Source organism: Parafrankia irregularis (assembly GCF_001536285.1).
Taxonomy (GTDB): Bacteria; Actinomycetota; Actinomycetes; order Frankiales; family Frankiaceae; genus Parafrankia; species Parafrankia irregularis.
This window is the reverse complement of record NZ_FAOZ01000015.1, coordinates 140,191-156,738: the sequence shown is the minus strand read 5'-3', so window position 1 is coordinate 156,738 and position 16,548 is coordinate 140,191. Positions and strand designations below refer to the sequence as shown.

General features: G+C 70.3%; 13 protein-coding genes. 5 read left to right on the top strand and 8 right to left on the bottom strand.

All coding sequences use genetic code 11. The annotated features are described in order from the left end of the window. Positions 1-27 precede the first annotated feature (27 nt). The 3 genes from ppsA to AWX74_RS22190 form a co-directional block, all read right to left on the bottom strand. Positions 28-2,574, bottom strand: a complete 2,547-nt coding sequence (gene ppsA, locus AWX74_RS22200) for a phosphoenolpyruvate synthase (protein ID WP_091280302.1) — start codon at positions 2,572-2,574, stop codon at positions 28-30. A gap of 361 nt (positions 2,575-2,935) precedes the next feature. Further along, positions 2,936-4,126, bottom strand: a complete 1,191-nt coding sequence (locus AWX74_RS22195) for a hypothetical protein (RefSeq protein ID WP_193209741.1) — start codon at positions 4,124-4,126, stop codon at positions 2,936-2,938. A gap of 145 nt (positions 4,127-4,271) precedes the next feature. Next, positions 4,272-5,186, bottom strand: a complete 915-nt coding sequence (locus tag AWX74_RS22190) for a metal-dependent hydrolase (RefSeq protein WP_091280223.1) — start codon at positions 5,184-5,186, stop codon at positions 4,272-4,274. Between the two features lie 285 nt (positions 5,187-5,471). Between AWX74_RS22190 and AWX74_RS42095 the strand changes: the two genes are divergently transcribed. Beyond that, positions 5,472-5,603, top strand: a complete 132-nt coding sequence (locus AWX74_RS42095; RefSeq protein WP_278184645.1) for a hypothetical protein — start codon at positions 5,472-5,474, stop codon at positions 5,601-5,603. A 38-nt stretch (positions 5,604-5,641) separates the two neighbouring features. Here the strand turns inward: AWX74_RS42095 and AWX74_RS22180 are convergent, their stop codons facing one another. The 3 genes from AWX74_RS22180 to AWX74_RS22170 all read right to left on the bottom strand — a co-directional run bounded on the left by AWX74_RS22180 (position 5,642) and on the right by AWX74_RS22170 (position 10,383). Then, positions 5,642-7,861, bottom strand: coding sequence for a glycoside hydrolase family 3 C-terminal domain-containing protein (locus AWX74_RS22180; protein ID WP_091280299.1), 2,220 nt, complete (start codon positions 7,859-7,861; stop codon positions 5,642-5,644). 150 nt (positions 7,862-8,011) lie between these two features. Then, a complete protein-coding gene (locus tag AWX74_RS22175; protein WP_091280220.1) occupies positions 8,012-8,818 on the bottom strand; it encodes a crotonase/enoyl-CoA hydratase family protein in 807 nt (268 codons plus the stop codon). Positions 8,819-8,898: 80 nt separating this feature from the next. Then, on the bottom strand, positions 8,899-10,383 hold the full coding sequence (locus AWX74_RS22170) for a hypothetical protein (RefSeq protein ID WP_242666352.1): 1,485 nt from the start codon (positions 10,381-10,383) through the stop codon (positions 8,899-8,901). Positions 10,384-11,309: 926 nt separating this feature from the next. Here AWX74_RS22170 and AWX74_RS22165 point away from each other — a divergent pair. After that, the gene (locus AWX74_RS22165; RefSeq protein WP_091280218.1) at positions 11,310-11,645 is read left to right on the top strand and encodes a YnfA family protein; all 336 of its coding nucleotides are present in this window, start codon (positions 11,310-11,312) and stop codon (positions 11,643-11,645) included. A 454-nt stretch (positions 11,646-12,099) separates the two neighbouring features. Further along, a complete protein-coding gene (locus tag AWX74_RS40160; protein ID WP_193209740.1) occupies positions 12,100-12,591 on the top strand; it encodes a transcriptional regulator in 492 nt (163 codons plus the stop codon). A gap of 342 nt (positions 12,592-12,933) precedes the next feature. Here the strand turns inward: AWX74_RS40160 and AWX74_RS22155 are convergent, their stop codons facing one another. Further along, positions 12,934-13,788, bottom strand: a complete 855-nt coding sequence (locus AWX74_RS22155) for an RluA family pseudouridine synthase (protein WP_091280211.1) — start codon at positions 13,786-13,788, stop codon at positions 12,934-12,936. 332 nt (positions 13,789-14,120) lie between these two features. Between AWX74_RS22155 and AWX74_RS22150 the strand changes: the two genes are divergently transcribed. Beyond that, the gene (locus tag AWX74_RS22150) at positions 14,121-14,924 is read left to right on the top strand and encodes an NUDIX domain-containing protein (RefSeq protein WP_242666351.1); all 804 of its coding nucleotides are present in this window, start codon (positions 14,121-14,123) and stop codon (positions 14,922-14,924) included. A 108-nt stretch (positions 14,925-15,032) separates the two neighbouring features. Continuing rightward, positions 15,033-16,202, top strand: coding sequence for an ABC transporter substrate-binding protein (locus AWX74_RS22145; protein ID WP_091280204.1), 1,170 nt, complete (start codon positions 15,033-15,035; stop codon positions 16,200-16,202). A 70-nt stretch (positions 16,203-16,272) separates the two neighbouring features. On the opposite strand, the gene AWX74_RS22140 is transcribed toward AWX74_RS22145, so the two are convergent. Next, positions 16,273-16,524 carry a hypothetical protein gene (locus tag AWX74_RS22140; RefSeq protein WP_091280200.1) on the bottom strand — a complete coding sequence of 84 codons (252 nt, stop codon included), beginning with the start codon at positions 16,522-16,524 and terminating at the stop codon, positions 16,273-16,275. Between the last annotated feature and the right edge of the window lie 24 nt (positions 16,525-16,548).

The following is a 16,548-nucleotide window of genomic DNA, read 5'->3' as shown; positions in this document are numbered from 1 at the left end:
GTCCGTCCAGGCCCGCCACGACTTCGGTCATCGTGGCGGGCGCACGCTGGTTTCCCGCGGGGGCCGGGCCCGTGCGGCGTCGAGCAGGATGCGGCGTTCGGCGCCGGCGATGGACCACGCCGCCGCCGTGACGGCGTCCGGGTCGACCGACACGGAGGTGATGCCGAGCCGGACGAGCCGTTCGACGTAGTCGGGTCTGGTGGAGGGGGCCTGACCGCACAGAGACGAGGTGAGGCCGTTGTCCTGGCAGGCGCTGATGATGCGGGCGATGGTGTCCAGCACCGCGGGGTCGGTCTCGTCGAACAGCTCTGCGCAGATCTCGGAGTCGCGGTCGACGCCGAGCACGAGCTGGGTCAGGTCGTTGGAACCGATGGAGACGCCGTCGATCCCGAGCCCGGCGTAGGCGGGGATCCAGTAGGCGGCCGAGGGCACCTCGGCCATCACCCAGCGGAGCATGTCCCGATGTCCGCCGAGCGGACTGGTGTCGACTGCCTTCAGACAGGCTTCGAGCTCCCACGCGGTCCGCACGAACGGGATCATGAGGTGCAGGTTGGGGGTGTGTTCCCGCACGGCGGCGAGTACTTCCAGCTCCGCCGCGAACACGGCGGGGTCGTGGATATAGCGGAAGCAGCCCCGGTAGCCGATCATCGGGTTGGCCTCGATCGGCTCGTGGCGCTCGCCGCCGGTGAGCCCGCGGAACTCGTTGCTGCGGAAGTCCGTGGCCCGGTAGATCACCGGCCGGGGGGCGAACGCGCGGGTGATGCGCAGCAGTGACGCCGTCATCCGTGCTGTGAACTCGGCGCGCCGTCCCAGCTCCAGCAGGTGGCGGGGGTGCATGCCGCCGAGAGCGTCGGTGAGGAGGAACTCCGCGCGCAGCAGGCCCACGCCCCCGACGGGCAGGGCCGCGGCCTGCTCCGCGTGGTCGGTGACGGCGAGGTTCACGTAGAGCCTGGTGGCGGTCGGCTCGATGGCACCCACGGCCGGCGGATGCTGGGCCGGGATCATCGCCGTGCCGGGCTCCGCCCGGTCCGCCACCACGGCCGGCGGGGCGACCATCACCACGGTCCGCGTGGGATTGGCCAGTGTCCCCGCGGCGGCTTCTCCCGTGCCCGCGCTTTCGACCACGCCGAGGGCGCCGTCGACGACGACCTGGTCGCCGGTCCGCAAAGTGGACGTCGCCGTGCTCGTTCCAACGACGCAGGGGACACCGAGCTCGCGGGCGACGATCGCTGCGTGGCAGGTGATGCCGCCGCTGTCGGTGACCACGGCGGCGGCACGGCGGATGACGGGCACCCAGTCCGGGGAGGTCATCGCCGCGACCAGGATCTCGCCGGAGGTGAACGCCGCGGCCTCGTCGGGTGAGGCGAGGACGCGGACCCTTCCACCGGCTCGGCCCGGCGAGCCGCCCCGGCCGGTCAGCAACACCGTGCCGGCGGGTGCCACGCCGGGGCGCGGCAGCACAGCCGGGCCCGGCTCACCGGCGGCCGTGGCCGGACCGGCGATGGGCCGTCCGGCCGCGGCCGCCGCACCCGTGGGCGCGCCGGTGGTGACAGGGCGGGCCTGCACGAGGTGGGTGTGGCTGCCCTCGATCGCCCACTCCATGTCCTGCGGCTCGCCGAAATGCTCTTCGACCTGCAGGGCGAGCCTGGCCAGGCCCAGAATCTCGTCCGCGGACAGGACCTGGCGATGGTCCCGCGCCGGCATGTCGACGGTCAGGTCATGACCGTCGCGGCCACGGACTATCTGATGGCCCTGCGCGCCGGTCCGGGCGTCGACCAGCCGCAGACCGTCCTTGTCCACCACGTAGGTGTCCGGGATGATCTCGCCGCCGACGACGACTTCGCCGAGCCCGAAGGCCGCCTCGATCATGATCCGGGTCCTGTCACCGGTCAGTGGGTCGGCTGAGAACATCACGCCCGACCGCTCGGCGTCGACCATCCGCTGGACCACGACCGCGATCCGCGGTTCGGCCGCCAGGTGGTGGCTGGCCCGGTAGGCGACGACCCGCGGCCCGTACAGCGATGCCCAGCACTCGCGCACCCGCGCGAGGAGTTCCTCCTCACCGCAGACGTTGGTGAACGTGCTGTTCATGCCCGCGAACGAGGTATCGGCCGCGTCCTCGGCCGTCGCCGACGACCGTACCGCCACCGGGCCACCGCCCAGCTTTCGGTAGGCCTCCGATATCGCCTGGCGCAGCGGCTCCGGGACGGGCGCCGCCTCGATGCGCGCTCGTAACTCCCCGGCGACCTGTGCGAGCTGCGCGGTGTCGTCAGGGTCGATCCGCGCGGCGCGGGCGGCGATCTCCGATCGTGTCCGGGCCGCGTCGACGACGTCGAGATAGGCGGCCGCCGTGATCACGAAACCGGGCGGCACAGGCAGCCCCGCACGGGTCAGCTCTCCGAGGTTCGCGCCCTTGCCCCCGACCTGCCCGACGTCGTCCGCACCGATCTCCTCGAACCATGCGATCCACCGACGCTCGCTCACCGGTCCGCCCTCCCTGCCGCTCGCTCCCGTCACGATGCGGACCAGCTCACCCACCGCCGCGGTGGCCTTCGTACCGGTGGTGGCAGGCATCAGGTCCTCCTCGATCGGGATGACCATCAGCATGTCGCCGGACGAACGTCGCTCCGAGTGAGCTACCTCCCGCCACCTATGGGCGGATGGTCCTGGCCCGGACGGGACCGCTGGGCATCGCTGGACCCGCTCGGAGCCAGGGCTGCGCACGGCTGGGCCGACATCCCGCCATCGTCAGCGCCGCGGAGGAGCCAGACCGTCGCGTGCGACGGCGTTCGTCGTCAGATCTCGATGTGCGCGCCCATGATGACGGTGCGGTCCACGAGCTTCGTCAGGTTGGCCGCGCGAACCTGACCCCACCCCTCCCCGCCACTTCACCACCGAACCGGGGATGGGCTACCGCTACCAGCCATAACCGCACCTACCGGCGGACAGCACCCCACGAACCGGTGCGGGCCGCGCGGAGTCCTGCTCTCAGCAGGCCGCGGCGGGCTCTGGCGGGCTGGCGGCCCGCTGTCGCGACACCGGCGAGGGCTGCTGCTGCCGCGGCGCCGCAGGCGATTGTGTAGGGCAGGTTGCCGATGCGCGTTCCCTCGCTGGTCACACCGCCCTTGGCCGCGCGGAACGCAGGCAGGGCCTTTCCCCACAACACACCGAAGGCGGCGAGATAGGCACTGCCGTAGGTGACTCCGAACCACGAGGAGCCTTCGGCCCCGGTTGTCGCGGCGTCAGCGCTGACCGTCGTGGCGCGGGACCGTCGCCAGGCCGCGGCAAGGGTGGGCACGGCGACCACCCAGGGCAGGGCGGAGGACCCGCCCAGTGCGGCGCGCGGCGAGAACCGCTCACCGAGCTTGCCGATGGGCGTGCTGACCAGCGCCACCGCTGCCGGCACCAACGCCCCGATGGCCAGCGACCGGCCGGCGAGGCTTCGGCCGCTGATCGTCTCACCGCGGTCGACCTTGCGGCCGACGATGAGGTGCGCGAGCAGGACGAGTGCAGCCGGCCCGAGCGTGGCGAACTGGAAGACGCTGGTCATGGGTACCGAGCCGAGCGACGGGCTGTTCGTCGGCGCGTCCGTGTTCCAGATCCACCACTTCAGCTGCGGGCCGATGTGGTCGAAGATCTCATAGAAAATCTGGTGGACGAAACCGACGCACACCGCACCGAGCAGGACGTTGTCCGAGAAAACGCCGAACGAATCGACGATCTCGTAGGCCAGCGATGCCACCGCCGGGTACAGAGCGATGATGTAGAGCGGAAGATGTTCGTGCAGGAACTGAACGGAGAAGACGTTGTGGGCGAAAACATCCCGCAGGTACTCGGGCATGTGGAACGCGTCGGGAAAATACAGCGGTGGTTCGATGGCCATCAGGTAGGCGACCGAGCCGGCCCAGACCGCGAGCAGATTCGGGTCGGCGTCGCGGCGCCACCGTTCCAGGGCCCGGAGCAGGCCGAGTCCCGCACCGCCGATCATCACGCCTTCGACGACAGGCAGGGTCCAGTTGGCCAGCTCACCCGGGTGGCGCAGGTGCACCAGACCTTTGATCGGGTCGTCGGCAAACCCGAGCTCCTGCGCGAGGCGACGGAACGCCTCACTGTAGGTGTATGTCATTCGGCAACCTCACAGGGCAGAGTTCGTTGACGAAACGGCGTGGCACGGCGCCCCCGGCCGTCTGTGATCGCCGCGCTCGTCCGGAGCGCGGCACCGGCGTGGGGGCGCGGATCCCGGGCCACCGGGCCTCGAGGTGAAAAGGTCGTCAGCTGCTCGGTGCAGACGACGAATACCAGGCGGCGACGGGCGCTCCGGCGTCGTAACGGCTCAGCCAGGTGTCCACGAAGGCCGGAAGCGGCTGGTGCTCGGGATCGTGGCCAGGCAGTTGGGCCCGCAGAACACGGAAAGCGGCGGCTCGGAGCTCCTGCCTGGGTACGCAGTCGAGGCCACCGGTGCGTCGCTGTGGAGCGTGCCCGCGCTGGAAGGGCCGGCGAACCGCCTGCCGCAGGCCTTCGACCGGGATCAAAGTACGAGCGTCGACCTTCCGGGCGTCGAACGGGACATGCTCGTTGAAGCCGTTCGCCACGGTCGTTATCAGCTGGTTGAGATGGCGCAGCACCGAGGGAAGCGCGCGGAGGCGGTAGGACTCGCTGCCGAACGTACGGTAGACACGCAGGCCGGAGCTGCGATGTTCGACCTCCTCGGTGAAATGCCAGAGGAAGAGCGACGCGACACGCTCGTCGCCGGGCCGGAACAACCTGTCCTCGTTGTCGAGGAAGAGCTTGAAAGTCGGCGTGAACGCGGATTCGAGGTCCGCGATGTAGGCCAGGTGAAATTTCAACGGCCTGGATTCCAGTAGCCCGTCGTACAGGGCTGACGCCGCATCGAGGGTGTTCTGGAGACCAGGATGGGCCCGGATCAGTGCCCTCATGTGCTGGCGGTGGGCACGGGCGTGCTGTGCCTCCTGACGGAGGAACGCGTCTGCCTCGGCGGCGACCTCGGGATCGGTGATCTGGGGAATCGCCTCTTTCATCGCGGCCACGATGTACTTCTCGAACGCGATCGCGATGACGCCGGTGGCGTTCATCTGCAGCGAGAAGTCCGGGTCCAGCGGGTTCCACAGGAAGGGTACGTCGCCGTCGAAATCGAAGGAGACACGCCGGACCTGCAGGGTCGTCATGAGGCCCCCAAGATCGCACGATTTCATACAAGATTTATGATGTTGTATGACTCGCACAGGTCGTTAGGATGCTCGACATCTCAGGTCAGGTCAAGGGAAGCAGCGGCGCCGAGGGGTCGGCCATCGAGGGCCGGGGATGAGCAGGCGTGGTTGGGGTGGCGCGCCGCCCGCTGACGACGACGAGGCCCGCAGGATGATCGTCGACGCGGCGATCCGGTGCATGGACCGCGTCGGCCCGGCCAGGACCCATCGTCGGTCCGGCTTCGGGCCGGTTCGATGCGGGCCATGGCCGAGTCGGGGAACTACGTGACGCTGCTCAAGGACGTCGCGTTGACCGCAGACCTGCTCGGCGACGCGCCCGGCGGTGAACTCGTCGAGGCCGCACTGCGCTTCGCCGCCGCCCTGCGCCGAGCCTGACCGCCATCGGGGCGTCGTTGCCCGCTCCGTCCGAGCCGCTACCGGCTCAGCTCCATCAGCCGGGCGAGCTCCTCGTCCCGGAATCTCGTGCCGGCCATGCTCAGGACCTGGCGGATCGGCATCGAGGAGATCGATTCGAGCAGGTCCGGGTTCTGTTCGAGGGCTTTCCGCGACTGTTCGGTCATTCCCCCACCGAGGGAGCGCCGCAGCTGTGGGCCGACGACCGGGTGGTGCAGCCAGTCGCCGAACGGGGAGTCGAGGCTCAGCGGCCGGTGACCGGAGTCGCCGGTCAGGGCGACCGACTGTTCGGCGACGATGTGCGCGGAGTTCTCGCCGACCTGGATCGTGTAGTCGCCCGGGGCGACCACCCACCGGTGCAGCTCGATGTCGTAGTAGGCGAAGGCACGCCGATCCAGATCGAGGTCGACGGTGCGGGTCTCACCCGGCCGCAGGGTGATCTTCGTGAAGGTGCGAAGCTCCCGGGCGGGGCGGCGGACGGGCCCCGCGGCGGTGGCGACGTAGACCTGGATGACGTGTCTGCCGGTCCGTCCACCGGTGTTCGTCACGGTCACGTGGGCGGTGGCGGTGTCGTCTCCGGTCAGGCTGACCTCGAGAGCATCGGTGGTGAAGGTGGTGTAGCTCAGCCCGTGCCCGAACGGATAGCGGACGGTGCGCTCGACGGTCTGGTAGTAGCGGTAGCCGACCATCACGCCTTCGCCGTAGCGGACATGACCCGCCTCGCCCGGGAAGTTGAGATAGCTGGGAGTGTCCGCGAGACGCAGCGGGATGGTCTCCGCGAGATGCCCGGACGGATTGACCACGCCGAACAGGACATCGGCGATCGCCCCGCCGGCGGCCTGGCCGAGCAGCCAGCCGGCGAGGATCGCGTCGACCTCGTCGTGCCAGCCCTCCAGCGACATGACGCCGCCGCCGGCCAGCACGACGACGGTGCGCGGTGCCGCCGCGGCGACCGCGCGGATGAGTGCCACCTGCTCGGCGGGCAGGGCGATGTGCTCGCGGTCGACGCCCTCGGTCTCCTTGTCGACCCCTGCGAACACGATCGCCACGTCGGCCGCCGCGGCGGTCCGCACGGCTCGTGCGAGCAGGGCCTCCCGATCGTCGCCGGGGCCGTCCGTCCTGTAACCCTGCGCGTAGGTCACGGATTCACCCAGCGCGCGGATGGCGTCCAGCGGGACGTCGACCCTGGTGGGGTTGATGCGGGAGCTGCCGCCGCCCTGGAACCGGGGGCTGGTGGCAAGGTCGCCGATGACCGCGATGCGTGACGGCCGGGCGAGGGGAAGAACACCGTCGGCGTTCCTGAGCAGGACGACGCAGTCAGCGGCCAGCTCCCGGGCCAGGGCATGGTGCTCGTCGACAGGAAGCTCGCCGCCCGCCTCGGTCACCAGGCCGGAGAGGGCGGCTACGCGGCGTGCGCTGGCGTCCACGTGGGCCTCGTCGAGGGCGCCGGCGCGGACCGCGCGCACGATCTCCGCGTCGCTGGCGCCGCCCGTGCCGGGCATCTGCAGGTCCAGCCCCGCCGCCAGGGCGGCGACGCGGTCGTTGACGCCGCCCCAGTCGGACACGACGACCCCCGCGAAGCCCCATTCGCCGCGCAGGACGTCGGTGAGCAGCCAGCGGTGCTGGGACGCGGGCGTCCCGTTGATCCGGTTGTAGGACGTCATCACGGTCGCCGGCCGCGCCTCGGTGACAATCCGTTCGAAGGCGGCGAGGTAGATCTCCCGCAGGGTCCGCTCGTCGACGTCCGCGCTGATCCGCATCCGGTCGGTCTCCTGGTTGTTGGCCGCGAAGTGCTTCACCGACGCGCCCACCCCCTGAGCCTGCAGCCCGCGGACATGCGCGGCGCCGAGCATGCCGGCCAGCAGCGGGTCCTCCGAGTAGTACTCGAAGTTCCGCCCGCACAGCGGCGAGCGTTTGATGTTGACGCCGGGCCCGAGGACGACCGTGACACCGAGAGCGCGGGCCTCGCGGCCGACCGCCGCGCCGAGCCGCCGCGCCACCTCGACGTCCCAGCTCGACCCCACGGCGACCGCCGGCGGCAGGCAGGTGGCGGGCAGGCTGTCGTAGAAGTCCAGATGATCGGTGCCGTCGCGTTGGAGCCGGATGCCGTGCGGGCCGTCGGTGAGCACGATCGGCGCAATCCCGGCCGCCTCGACTGGTTTGGTCGTCCAGAAGTCACGGCCCGACAGCAGCGACACCTTCTGTTCCAGGGGCAGGCCGGCGGGATCGATCGACGGCATCATCTGACCTCTCGAGGATGTCTCGGCGACGGAGTCGCAGGCCCGTGACCTACGGCGACTGATGGGACTGTAAGCGGTCGAGGAGGAAATCCCGCTTCGTCGGCCGGTGGTCGTTACCAGCGGTCCGGAATGTCGCCGTGGCGCCGGTTTCTAGGCGGGGTCCCGGAAGAGCGGGGGGCGCTTCTCGAAGGAGGCTGTCACCGCCTCGATCTGGTTGGCGGTGCCGACCAGCGCGCTGCTCTCCTGACGTTCGAGGGCCATCTGCTCGTCCGGCGTGCGGCCGACGGCGTCGGTCAGGAGCCGCTTGCCCGCGCGCACGGCGTCGGGGCTGCGGGCCGCGATCCGCGCGGCCAGTTCGAGGGACGCGGCGAGTGGGTCGGCCTCCTGCCTCGTCGCCAGCCCGAGGTGGACGGCCTCCGCTCCGGACACCGTGCGCCCGGTCCAGACGAGCTCCTTGGCGACGTCGGGACGGACCAGGCGGGCGAGAGCGAGACTTCCTCCCATGTCCGGCACGAGCCCCCAGCGGACCTCCATGGCCGACAGCGAGGCGTCGGGCGCGACGAGGCGGATGTCGGCGCCGAGCGCGAGCTGCAGGCCGCCGCCGAGGCAGGGCCCGTGGATCGCCGCGATGACCGGAACGGCCAGCTCGGACCAGCCCGCGACGGCCCGCTGGCCGATGTTCGCGCCTTCTTTCGAGGCGACGTTCTCGGCCATCGCCGAGCTGGCCGCACGGTCTCCCGCCATGGTCTGGAACGCCGCGAAGTCGAGGCCCGCACAGAAACCTCGGCCTTCGCCCGACAGCACGACGACGCGTACGGCCGGCTGCTTCCGGATCTCCTCGCACGTGTCGACAAGGGCCCGATACATGGGCCCGTCGAGCGCGTTGAGCTTCTCCGGGCGGTTCAGGCGGACGTCGGCGACACCGTCCCGGATCTCGACCACAACGCGCTCAGCCACAGACGACTCCAGGATGCGATGTTGACGTCGATTTCAGTTATACCCCCGCTGTACCCCGCGATGCCCCGGACAGGAGCCGGTCAGGAGACAGGTATGCCGGTGCCGGGGATCGGACCGGTCCGCGCGCCGCCGTCGACCGGTTCGTCCGGCCGCGTGGGCTCTTCCCCCGGCGTGGGCCGCTCGGGCCGCGCGGGTTCGTCCGGCTGCGCCGTGGTGTCTCCGACGACGCTGCCCCCGCGCCCGACCAGCCCGACCAGTCGGACCAGGCAGAGGCCGGCGGCGACCGCCGCCGCTCCGAGAAACGGAAACGCGGGTGGGACGTAGCGATAGTCGAAACCGGCGGTGGCGGGCGGTAACAGCAGAGTCAGGGTGGCCAGGCCGCTGAGGAGCAGGAGCGGGGCGGCAAGCGACCGGACCCGGAGAAACGCGCAGGCCGTCCCGACCAGGCCGAGGGCGAGCAGCAGGCCCAGGGCGGGCGCGGGCAGCGCCGCATGACGCTGGTAGGTCACCAGCCAGCCTGCCATCGGCTCGTGCGCGGTCGTCGCGAACTCGCCGTGCTCATAGGCTCGCAGGTCCGCCGCCTCGCGGTCCTTGCGCGTCATCGACGGGGTCGGGGAGCCGAAAAGGTACCGCTCGGCGACCGAACGGCTGGGGTAGTCCTCAAGCCGGGACTCGAACGTCCGCATGAAATCCCGCCCGACCACATCCAGGTAGTCCAGCGGCTGGGCGAGAACGGCGTGGACGGCGAAATCCCTGGCGAGTTCCTCCTTCGCCGGGTCGAAGATGGGGCCGGGGACGCCGGCCAGCGGGCTGTCGCCATGCCAGATGTAGTCCGACGGGGGATTTCGCTGGTCGGTCGGCTCGGTGGGGCATAACGGCCGGAGCTCGGCGGGAGGCTTCATCACGGCACAGTCGGCAAAGGTGGCGGTCCGGCTGTAGAGGAAAACACCGGTGCTACCCGAGGTCGCGAAACCCCCGTGCTCGGCCCGATGCCAGGAGCAGTAGGCGAGCACCGGCACGGCGAGCGTCAGCCCGAACGCGGCCATGCTTCTCCAGGCAGGTCGTCGGGCGAGCAGCCAGATTGTGGCGGCCAGGGCGAGCGGAAGGCCCACCGACCGAGTCACCGCTGCCAGGGCCAGCGCGATCCCCGCCACCGCCGCGGCCGGCACGCTGATCGATCGCCGCCAGAGCAGGCAGAGCACCGCCGTCATCAGGAGCGCCGTGAAGACCGTCTCCGAGAGCACGAGATGCTCGAGCTCGATCTGATAGGCGTCCAGCAGCTGGGGAGCGGCCCCGATCGCCGCGGCCCAGGCGGGCGCGCCCAGCCTGAGCAGGAGCGCATAGACCGCGACGCCGATGGCGAGGCCAAGGGCATGCTGGAGGAGGACCACCAGCTCGAAGCTGTGAAAGGGCTCGAGGACGCGGAGGAAGAAGCTGTAGCCCGACGGCCGGACCACATAGGGCTCCGGGCGCAGTGCGCCTGCCACGTACTCGTAGCTGTCGTTGAACCAGAGCGCCGGGCGACACCCCGTCATCGCGGCGAGCCGGACTGCCGTTGCGGCCACCAGTAAGACGAGAAACGGAACATGCCCCCGGGCAGCGCGCACGTTCCACAGCCCTGCGAAGCGCCCGCGGAGACCGGGCATATTCCGTCGCCGGCTTCGCCCTTCGCACCGGCTTCGCCCTTCGGTATCCCTCACCATGCACCGTGGGATGGAAAAGGATCGCTGTTCCCGCCGACCGCGAGGGCGGTTGGAGAGGCGGCACCGGTTACAGCTGGGGTCGAACGTGACCGGCCGGTGAGTCGCGGAGTGCGTGAAAGCAGGCCGACCATCAGGCAGTCCCTTATGGGTGCGGTCGCGTGGCCTCTCGCCGCAGAACAGCCGGCCTCAGGTCCCGAATGGCGGAGTATCCGACCGAGGCGCGATCGAACACCGGGAACATATCTGTGTGCTGTTCCTTACGCAAGTGAGGGAACGTGCGCCATTCCGTCGATGTAGGTAACGGGCCGTATAGGTGCGGCGGTGGGCTTTGCCGGGGCGATCCATCCGGGCTGGTCTGGTGTGGATGGTCGCTGACCTGCGTATGTCTACCTGTGAGTGGGCTGTGAGGCTCGTCCGGCGCAATGGCGCGGGATTAACGGAGAGCTACGAGTTGAATGGCGTGTGATGGTGATCACAATTTTTGCTAAGGTTGGTGTCGCCGGCCGGTGTGGGGGTGGCGGGACCTTCCGGAAATGGTGGGGGTCGAGGTCGCCCACCAACGCGAGCCTCATCCCGTGGGTATCGGTGGGCGCGCATGTCACGTCGTCGCCTCCATGCCGGAAAGCGCGGCACATGTGGCTGGCTGGTCGCGGTGGCCGTGAACGTTTCCCTGGTGGTTCCGTTCGTCGGGTGGTCGGCGTGCGGCCCGGCCTGCCCGCGACCCGTGGGTGCCGGGCAGGCCGTTATGGTCGGGGCGGGTCCCCGAGGACGAGGAGAACCGAGCGCCCGTGACTGTCGCCCGCTCCGTCGCCCTGTTCGTCGTCGCCGCGCTGTTCGAGATCGGTGGTGCCTGGCTCGTGTGGCAGGGGATGCGCGAGCATCGTGGCCTGCTGTGGGTGGGCGCCGGCGTCATCGCGCTCGGGCTCTACGGGTTCGTTGCCACGCTGCAGCCGGACGGCGAGTTCGGCCGCATCCTCGCCGCCTACGGAGGGATCTTCGTCGCCGGTTCGATCGGGTGGGGGATCGTCGCTGACGGCTACCGCCCGGACCGTTTTGATCTCGCCGGCGCCGCCGTCTGCCTCGCCGGTATGGCGATCATCATGTACGCGCCGCGCGGCGGCTGAGCGCGGTGGCCCGGTTGGGAGAGCCCGAGGAGTGAAGGATTCTGGTCGTCCTGACGACCGCAATCCTCACCCCTTGCTCATCGTCAGGTGACTCTGCGCGCCCTCCGCCCTCCTTGTGGCGAATTGCTGGCGCTGTGCGGCGGTATGGGCCACACCAGTGACCGGGTGGGTGCGCGACGAACCTGCCTACCTTCGTCGGGTGCCCACCTCCTCACGTTCAACCGATATTCCTGGGTCGGGTCGGTGACCGCAAACACATTCCGGGCCGACACAGCTTTGTCAAAGGTTCGCCATCGAGGGCACACAGAATCGAAAACTAGCGTGACGACCGTCGCGGGACGGAAAGGCCGGGCCCTGAATAACGGGACGATTCGGCGCCGTCGGCGACATGATTTCCGGCAGTCGGTCGGAATTCGTTCCAGACAATGGAGGTCTGAAGTCGATGCGAGTTTCGATGAATGTGCGCCGTAGCATTGCCGTCGCGATGGCCGGCTCGGCGGCCGCCGTCTCCCTTGCGCTGCCGGCGAGCGCCGCCACGACGGCGCCCCCGGCCAAGGCGGCCGTGACCGCGCAGGCCGCACCGGCCAAGGCCAACGTCCGGCTCGACATCACCATCGCGCAGAGCGCCGTGCCGGCCGGCGCCCGGGCGATTCTGGTCAAGAACGTGACCACCGGTGCCAACGTGGGCGTCTACACGCTGAACCAGAAGACCGCCACCCACATCGTGGTGACGGTTCCGGTCGGCACCACGCTGGACGTCTCCGCACTGAGCGCGGCGAACGCGAAGAAGCCGGCCAACCTCGGCACGGTTCGAGTGGTCGTGGGCGGGAAGGGTTCGACGGTGTCCGGCAACAGCGTCACCATCACCTTCCGGAAGGGCGTCAAGCCGGTCGCCGCTCCGAGCGCGCAGCTCAGGAACCTGGGCGCGAAGATCAGCGTGCGCTGACCGCTGCCCACCACGCCGCCGGGCCCGGCCTCCAGGAGGGGGGAGCCGGGCCCGGCGGCCGGCATCTCCGCAGAAGCCGGCCGGGCCTGCTCATCGTGCGCCGCCCGCCCGCCCACCGGACCACCGGACCACCGGACCGTCCGACCCGCTGAGTTGCCTGCTGCGCGACGCCGCCACCGTGGAGACCATCGGGGCTGGTGAGAGCGCTGAAAGCCCGGGAGCGAGGACGTCAGGCGGTGCTGCCGCCCACCACCCGCCTCTCCCGGCTCTGTCTGCCGCGCGCCCGGCCCTGCTCCGTCGAGGAGCCGGCGTCCGGGCTGCCTGAGGCTGCCCGCTGAGGCGTCAGAACGTGGCCGGAGCGTTGAACCCGGTGAGGCTCGCCGTGGCGACGGCGGCATCCTCGCCGTCGAGCGAGCGCCAGAAGTCCGGGCCTGGGACGGCCTCGACGACCATCCGGCGGCCACCATCCCAGCCCGCGTCGAAGGCGAGGCGCCAGGCGTGCAGGAAGGTGCGGGTCGTCGGCGCGCGCTCGAAGAGCGGGTCTCCCTCGATGGGATGCCCGACCCAGGCGAGGTGGACGCGGATCTGATGCCGCCGGCCGCTGACCGGATGCGCCGCGACCAACGTGTGCTCGGTGCCCTCCCACAGCCGCGCGAGGTGGGTGACCGACGGATAGGTCCGCACGTGCGGGAACGTCTTGGCCGCCGGCACCGTCCACAGCCAGGGGGCGGCCTCGGGGCCGGGTGCCGCCGCCGCTGTGCTGGCCCCGGCGGCGTCGGCTGGACCGGCGTCGGCTGGACCGGCGTCCGCCGTGACGGTGACGATGTCGGCGCGGTTGGCGGCGATCCGCACCCGGTTCTTGCGGCCGACGCTGAGCGGCAGGTCGATCGTCGCCGCGGCCGGGATGCCATGGGTCCGGGTCAGCGCGAGGTAGGTCTTGTCCACCGTGCGCCGGTTGAACTGCCGGGTGAGGTCGCCGTGGTGGCGCAGCTGCTTGGCGAACAGGACGACGCCCGAGGTGACCTTGTCGATGCGGTGGGCGGGGAACAGTTCCTCGCCGGCATCCCGGGCCATGGACACCAGGTCCGTGTCGTGGCGCTCACCCATGACGGCCACACCGACCGGCTTGTCCAGCGCGAGCACGGCCTCGTCCTCGAAGATCTTGTGCTCCTCCCGGATCGTTGTCCACTCCGTCACGCGACCGCCCATCCCCACAGTGCTGATGCTCACAATTCAAGTATTCGCCACACGGCAACTCGACGAACGGGAACCTGCTGGAAGGAGGAGTTCCACTCTGGCTGGCATGGGCTGCCCATGTTTCCCAAGCGAGCGGAGGGCTGGGCGACTACGCCGAGCATGGAGCTGGAGTGGGGCCGGGCCCGACACTCCGGGCCGACTGCGCGTGACCTGATGTCGGAAATCGTTGGCCGATTCGTGTAGTAAGCCCAGTACCAGCTAGTTCGCCCGTAGCGGCAGAAGGGACCATCATGACTGCCGGCTCCCGCCAAGCAGACGACTCGTCACCTTCGGTGAGTGCTTCGCGTGCGCCGGGGTTGACCGCCTCGGTGCCCTACCAGCCGGTGGCGTCGTCCGCGGAGATCGAGGGACGCGCGCCTGCCACCAGGCCGAGCCGCGTCCCGACGGCGGGTGCCCGCAACGCTGCCGGCGACGCCGCGCCGTCGATGGATGCCGCGCCGTCGATGGACGCGCCGTCGGTCGAGGTCGTGCCCCCGATCGAGGTCGTTCCTTCGGCCGAGGTCGTGGCGCCCGCCGAGAGTGTCGACTGGTTCGCGGCCGGCGAGAACGAGAGCGTCGGCCCGCCGATGGCCCGGCCGCGGGCGGCCGCCGGCGCGCTCTTCTTCGACGAGGAGGGCCGCGTGTTGCTGGTGGAACCCTCCTACAAGCCCGGGTGGGACATCCCCGGGGGGTTCATCGAGCCCGGTGAATCGCCGTACGCGGCCTGTGTCCGCGAGGTCGAGGAGGAGATCGGCATTGTGCCGCCGATCGGTTCACTGCTCGTGGTGGACTGGGCCTCGGACGAGCACACCGGGGACATGCTGCTTTTCGTCTTTGACGGAGGTCTGCTTCCGTCCGACTGGCGGGAGCGGATCCGGCTGGACATGAACGAGATCATCAACTGCGCCTTCACGCCGCTGTCGGACGTGGGGGAGAAGCTTCCCGTCCTGCATGCGCGCCGGGTGCGGGCGGCGGCCGGTCTGCGGGCGGGGCACGGCGGAGCCGGCTACCTCGAACACGGCTATCTGACGCCCGCTGCACCCGCGGTCTCCTCGGCTCCGGCGGGTGCCGCGCAGCGCACCGAAGCGACCGACTGAGCGGTTCTCGGCGGGCCGTCGAGTCGAGCGGACGCCGCCCGCACGCCGCCCGGGTGCTTTCGGGAGACTGAGCCATTTCCATTCGGTGCGTGCGGAGGGGCGGGCTCGATGGGAAGACGTCTTGCGGCGGGAGTCGCCGCCGCGCTGGTCGCCGCGGTCCTGATCGCTGCCTGCGGGCCGGACCGTGCCAGCCGGCAGGGCAAGGGTGGTCAGGGCAGCGGGAACGGCGAGGGCGTCGCCGGCGGTCTCACCCATGTGCGCCTGCAGTTGCAGTGGTTCACCCAGGCGCAGTTCGCCGGGTACATCGCGGCCCGGGACAAGGGCTTCTACACGGATGTCGGCCTGGCCGTCGAGATCCTCCAGGGCGGCACCGAGATCGTTCCGCAGACGGTGCTGGCCGAAGGCAGGGCCGACTTCGCGGTGGCCTGGGTCCCCAAGGCCCTCGCCTCGCGGGAGCAGGGCGCGCGGATCACCGAAGTCGGCCAGATCTTCCAGCGTTCGGGAAGCTGGCAGGTGAGCTTCGCCGACGCGGGGATCGAGAAACCGGCGGACCTGCGCGGCCGCCGTGTCGGGACCTGGGGTTTCGGTAACGAGTACGAGCTGTTCGCCGGTATCACCGGTGCCGGCCTCGACCCGGGGGCGGACGTCACCCTGGTGCAGCAGGATTTCGACGTGAAGGCGTTGCTCTCCGGTGCCATCGATGCCGGCGCGGCGATGAGCTACAACGAGTACGCCCAGATTCTCGAGGCGGTGAACCCGAAGACCGGCAAGCTTTACACCTCCCGGGATCTCAGCGTCATCGACTGGAACGAGGTCGGCACGGCCATGCTGCAGGACGCCGTCTGGGCTTCCACCTCGCGGCTGGAAAGCGACGCCGCCTACCGCCTGACGACCACGAGATTCCTGGAAGCCTCGATGCGCGGCTGGGCGTACTGCCGGGACAACGCCGAGGAATGCCGGGACCTGGTCGTCGCGGCCGGCTCCCAGCTTGGCGCGAGCCATCAGCTGTGGCAGATGAACGAGGTCAACAAGCTCATCTGGCCGTCGCCGGAGGGAATCGGCGTCGTCGACGAGGCGGCCTGGGCGCGCACGGTCGAGATCGCCCGCGGCACCCGCAACGCGCACGGGCAGACGGTCCTGCGTGGCGACCCCGTCGGGCTGGCCTACACCAACGAGTTCACCCAGGCCGCGTTGGCGAACCTGCGGGCCGCCGACGTCGATGTGACCGGCGAGAGCTTCGAGCCGGTCGAGGTGCCACTGAACCCGGGCGGCGCCTGACCCGCCGGGCCCAGCCAGGCCTGGTTGACCCGCGCGGTCCGCTGATCCGCGCGGGTCAGCCAGGCGGTTGTCAGCCGCGGTCGAGCAGCGTGGCGTTCACCGACGGCATGCTCGCCCAGTCGGACGACGCCACGCTCGCGTGCAGGCCCGCGACCTGCGTCACCCGTGCCTGGGCGGCGGCGAGGTCACCGGCGGCGACGGCCGGTGCGATGCTCTGGGCGTCCGTCATGACCAGCAGATAGTGGTTGGTGTCGGCGCATTGTGCGGTGTCGATTCCGTGTGCGGTGTCGATTCCGGCCGCCGTGCGCCGTGCACCGCCCACTCCTCGGGAAGCCCGCCTCTGGAC

Bases quoted from the DNA above. Each gene is read 5' to 3' on its own strand.
- AWX74_RS22190 (WP_091280223.1), bottom strand. From the start codon at position 5,186: ATGACGACCCTGCAGGTCCGGCGTGTCTCCTTCGATTTCGACGGCGAC.
- ppsA (WP_091280302.1), bottom strand. From the start codon at position 2,574: ATGCCTGCCACCACCGGTACGAAGGCCACCGCGGCGGTGGGTGAGCTG.
- AWX74_RS22195 (WP_193209741.1), bottom strand. From the start codon at position 4,126: ATGACATACACCTACAGTGAGGCGTTCCGTCGCCTCGCGCAGGAGCTC.
- AWX74_RS42095 (WP_278184645.1), top strand. From the start codon at position 5,472: ATGGCCGAGTCGGGGAACTACGTGACGCTGCTCAAGGACGTCGCGTTG.
- AWX74_RS22145 (WP_091280204.1), top strand. From the start codon at position 15,033: ATGGGAAGACGTCTTGCGGCGGGAGTCGCCGCCGCGCTGGTCGCCGCG.
- AWX74_RS40160 (WP_193209740.1), top strand. From the start codon at position 12,100: ATGAATGTGCGCCGTAGCATTGCCGTCGCGATGGCCGGCTCGGCGGCC.
- AWX74_RS22180 (WP_091280299.1), bottom strand. From the start codon at position 7,861: ATGCCGTCGATCGATCCCGCCGGCCTGCCCCTGGAACAGAAGGTGTCG.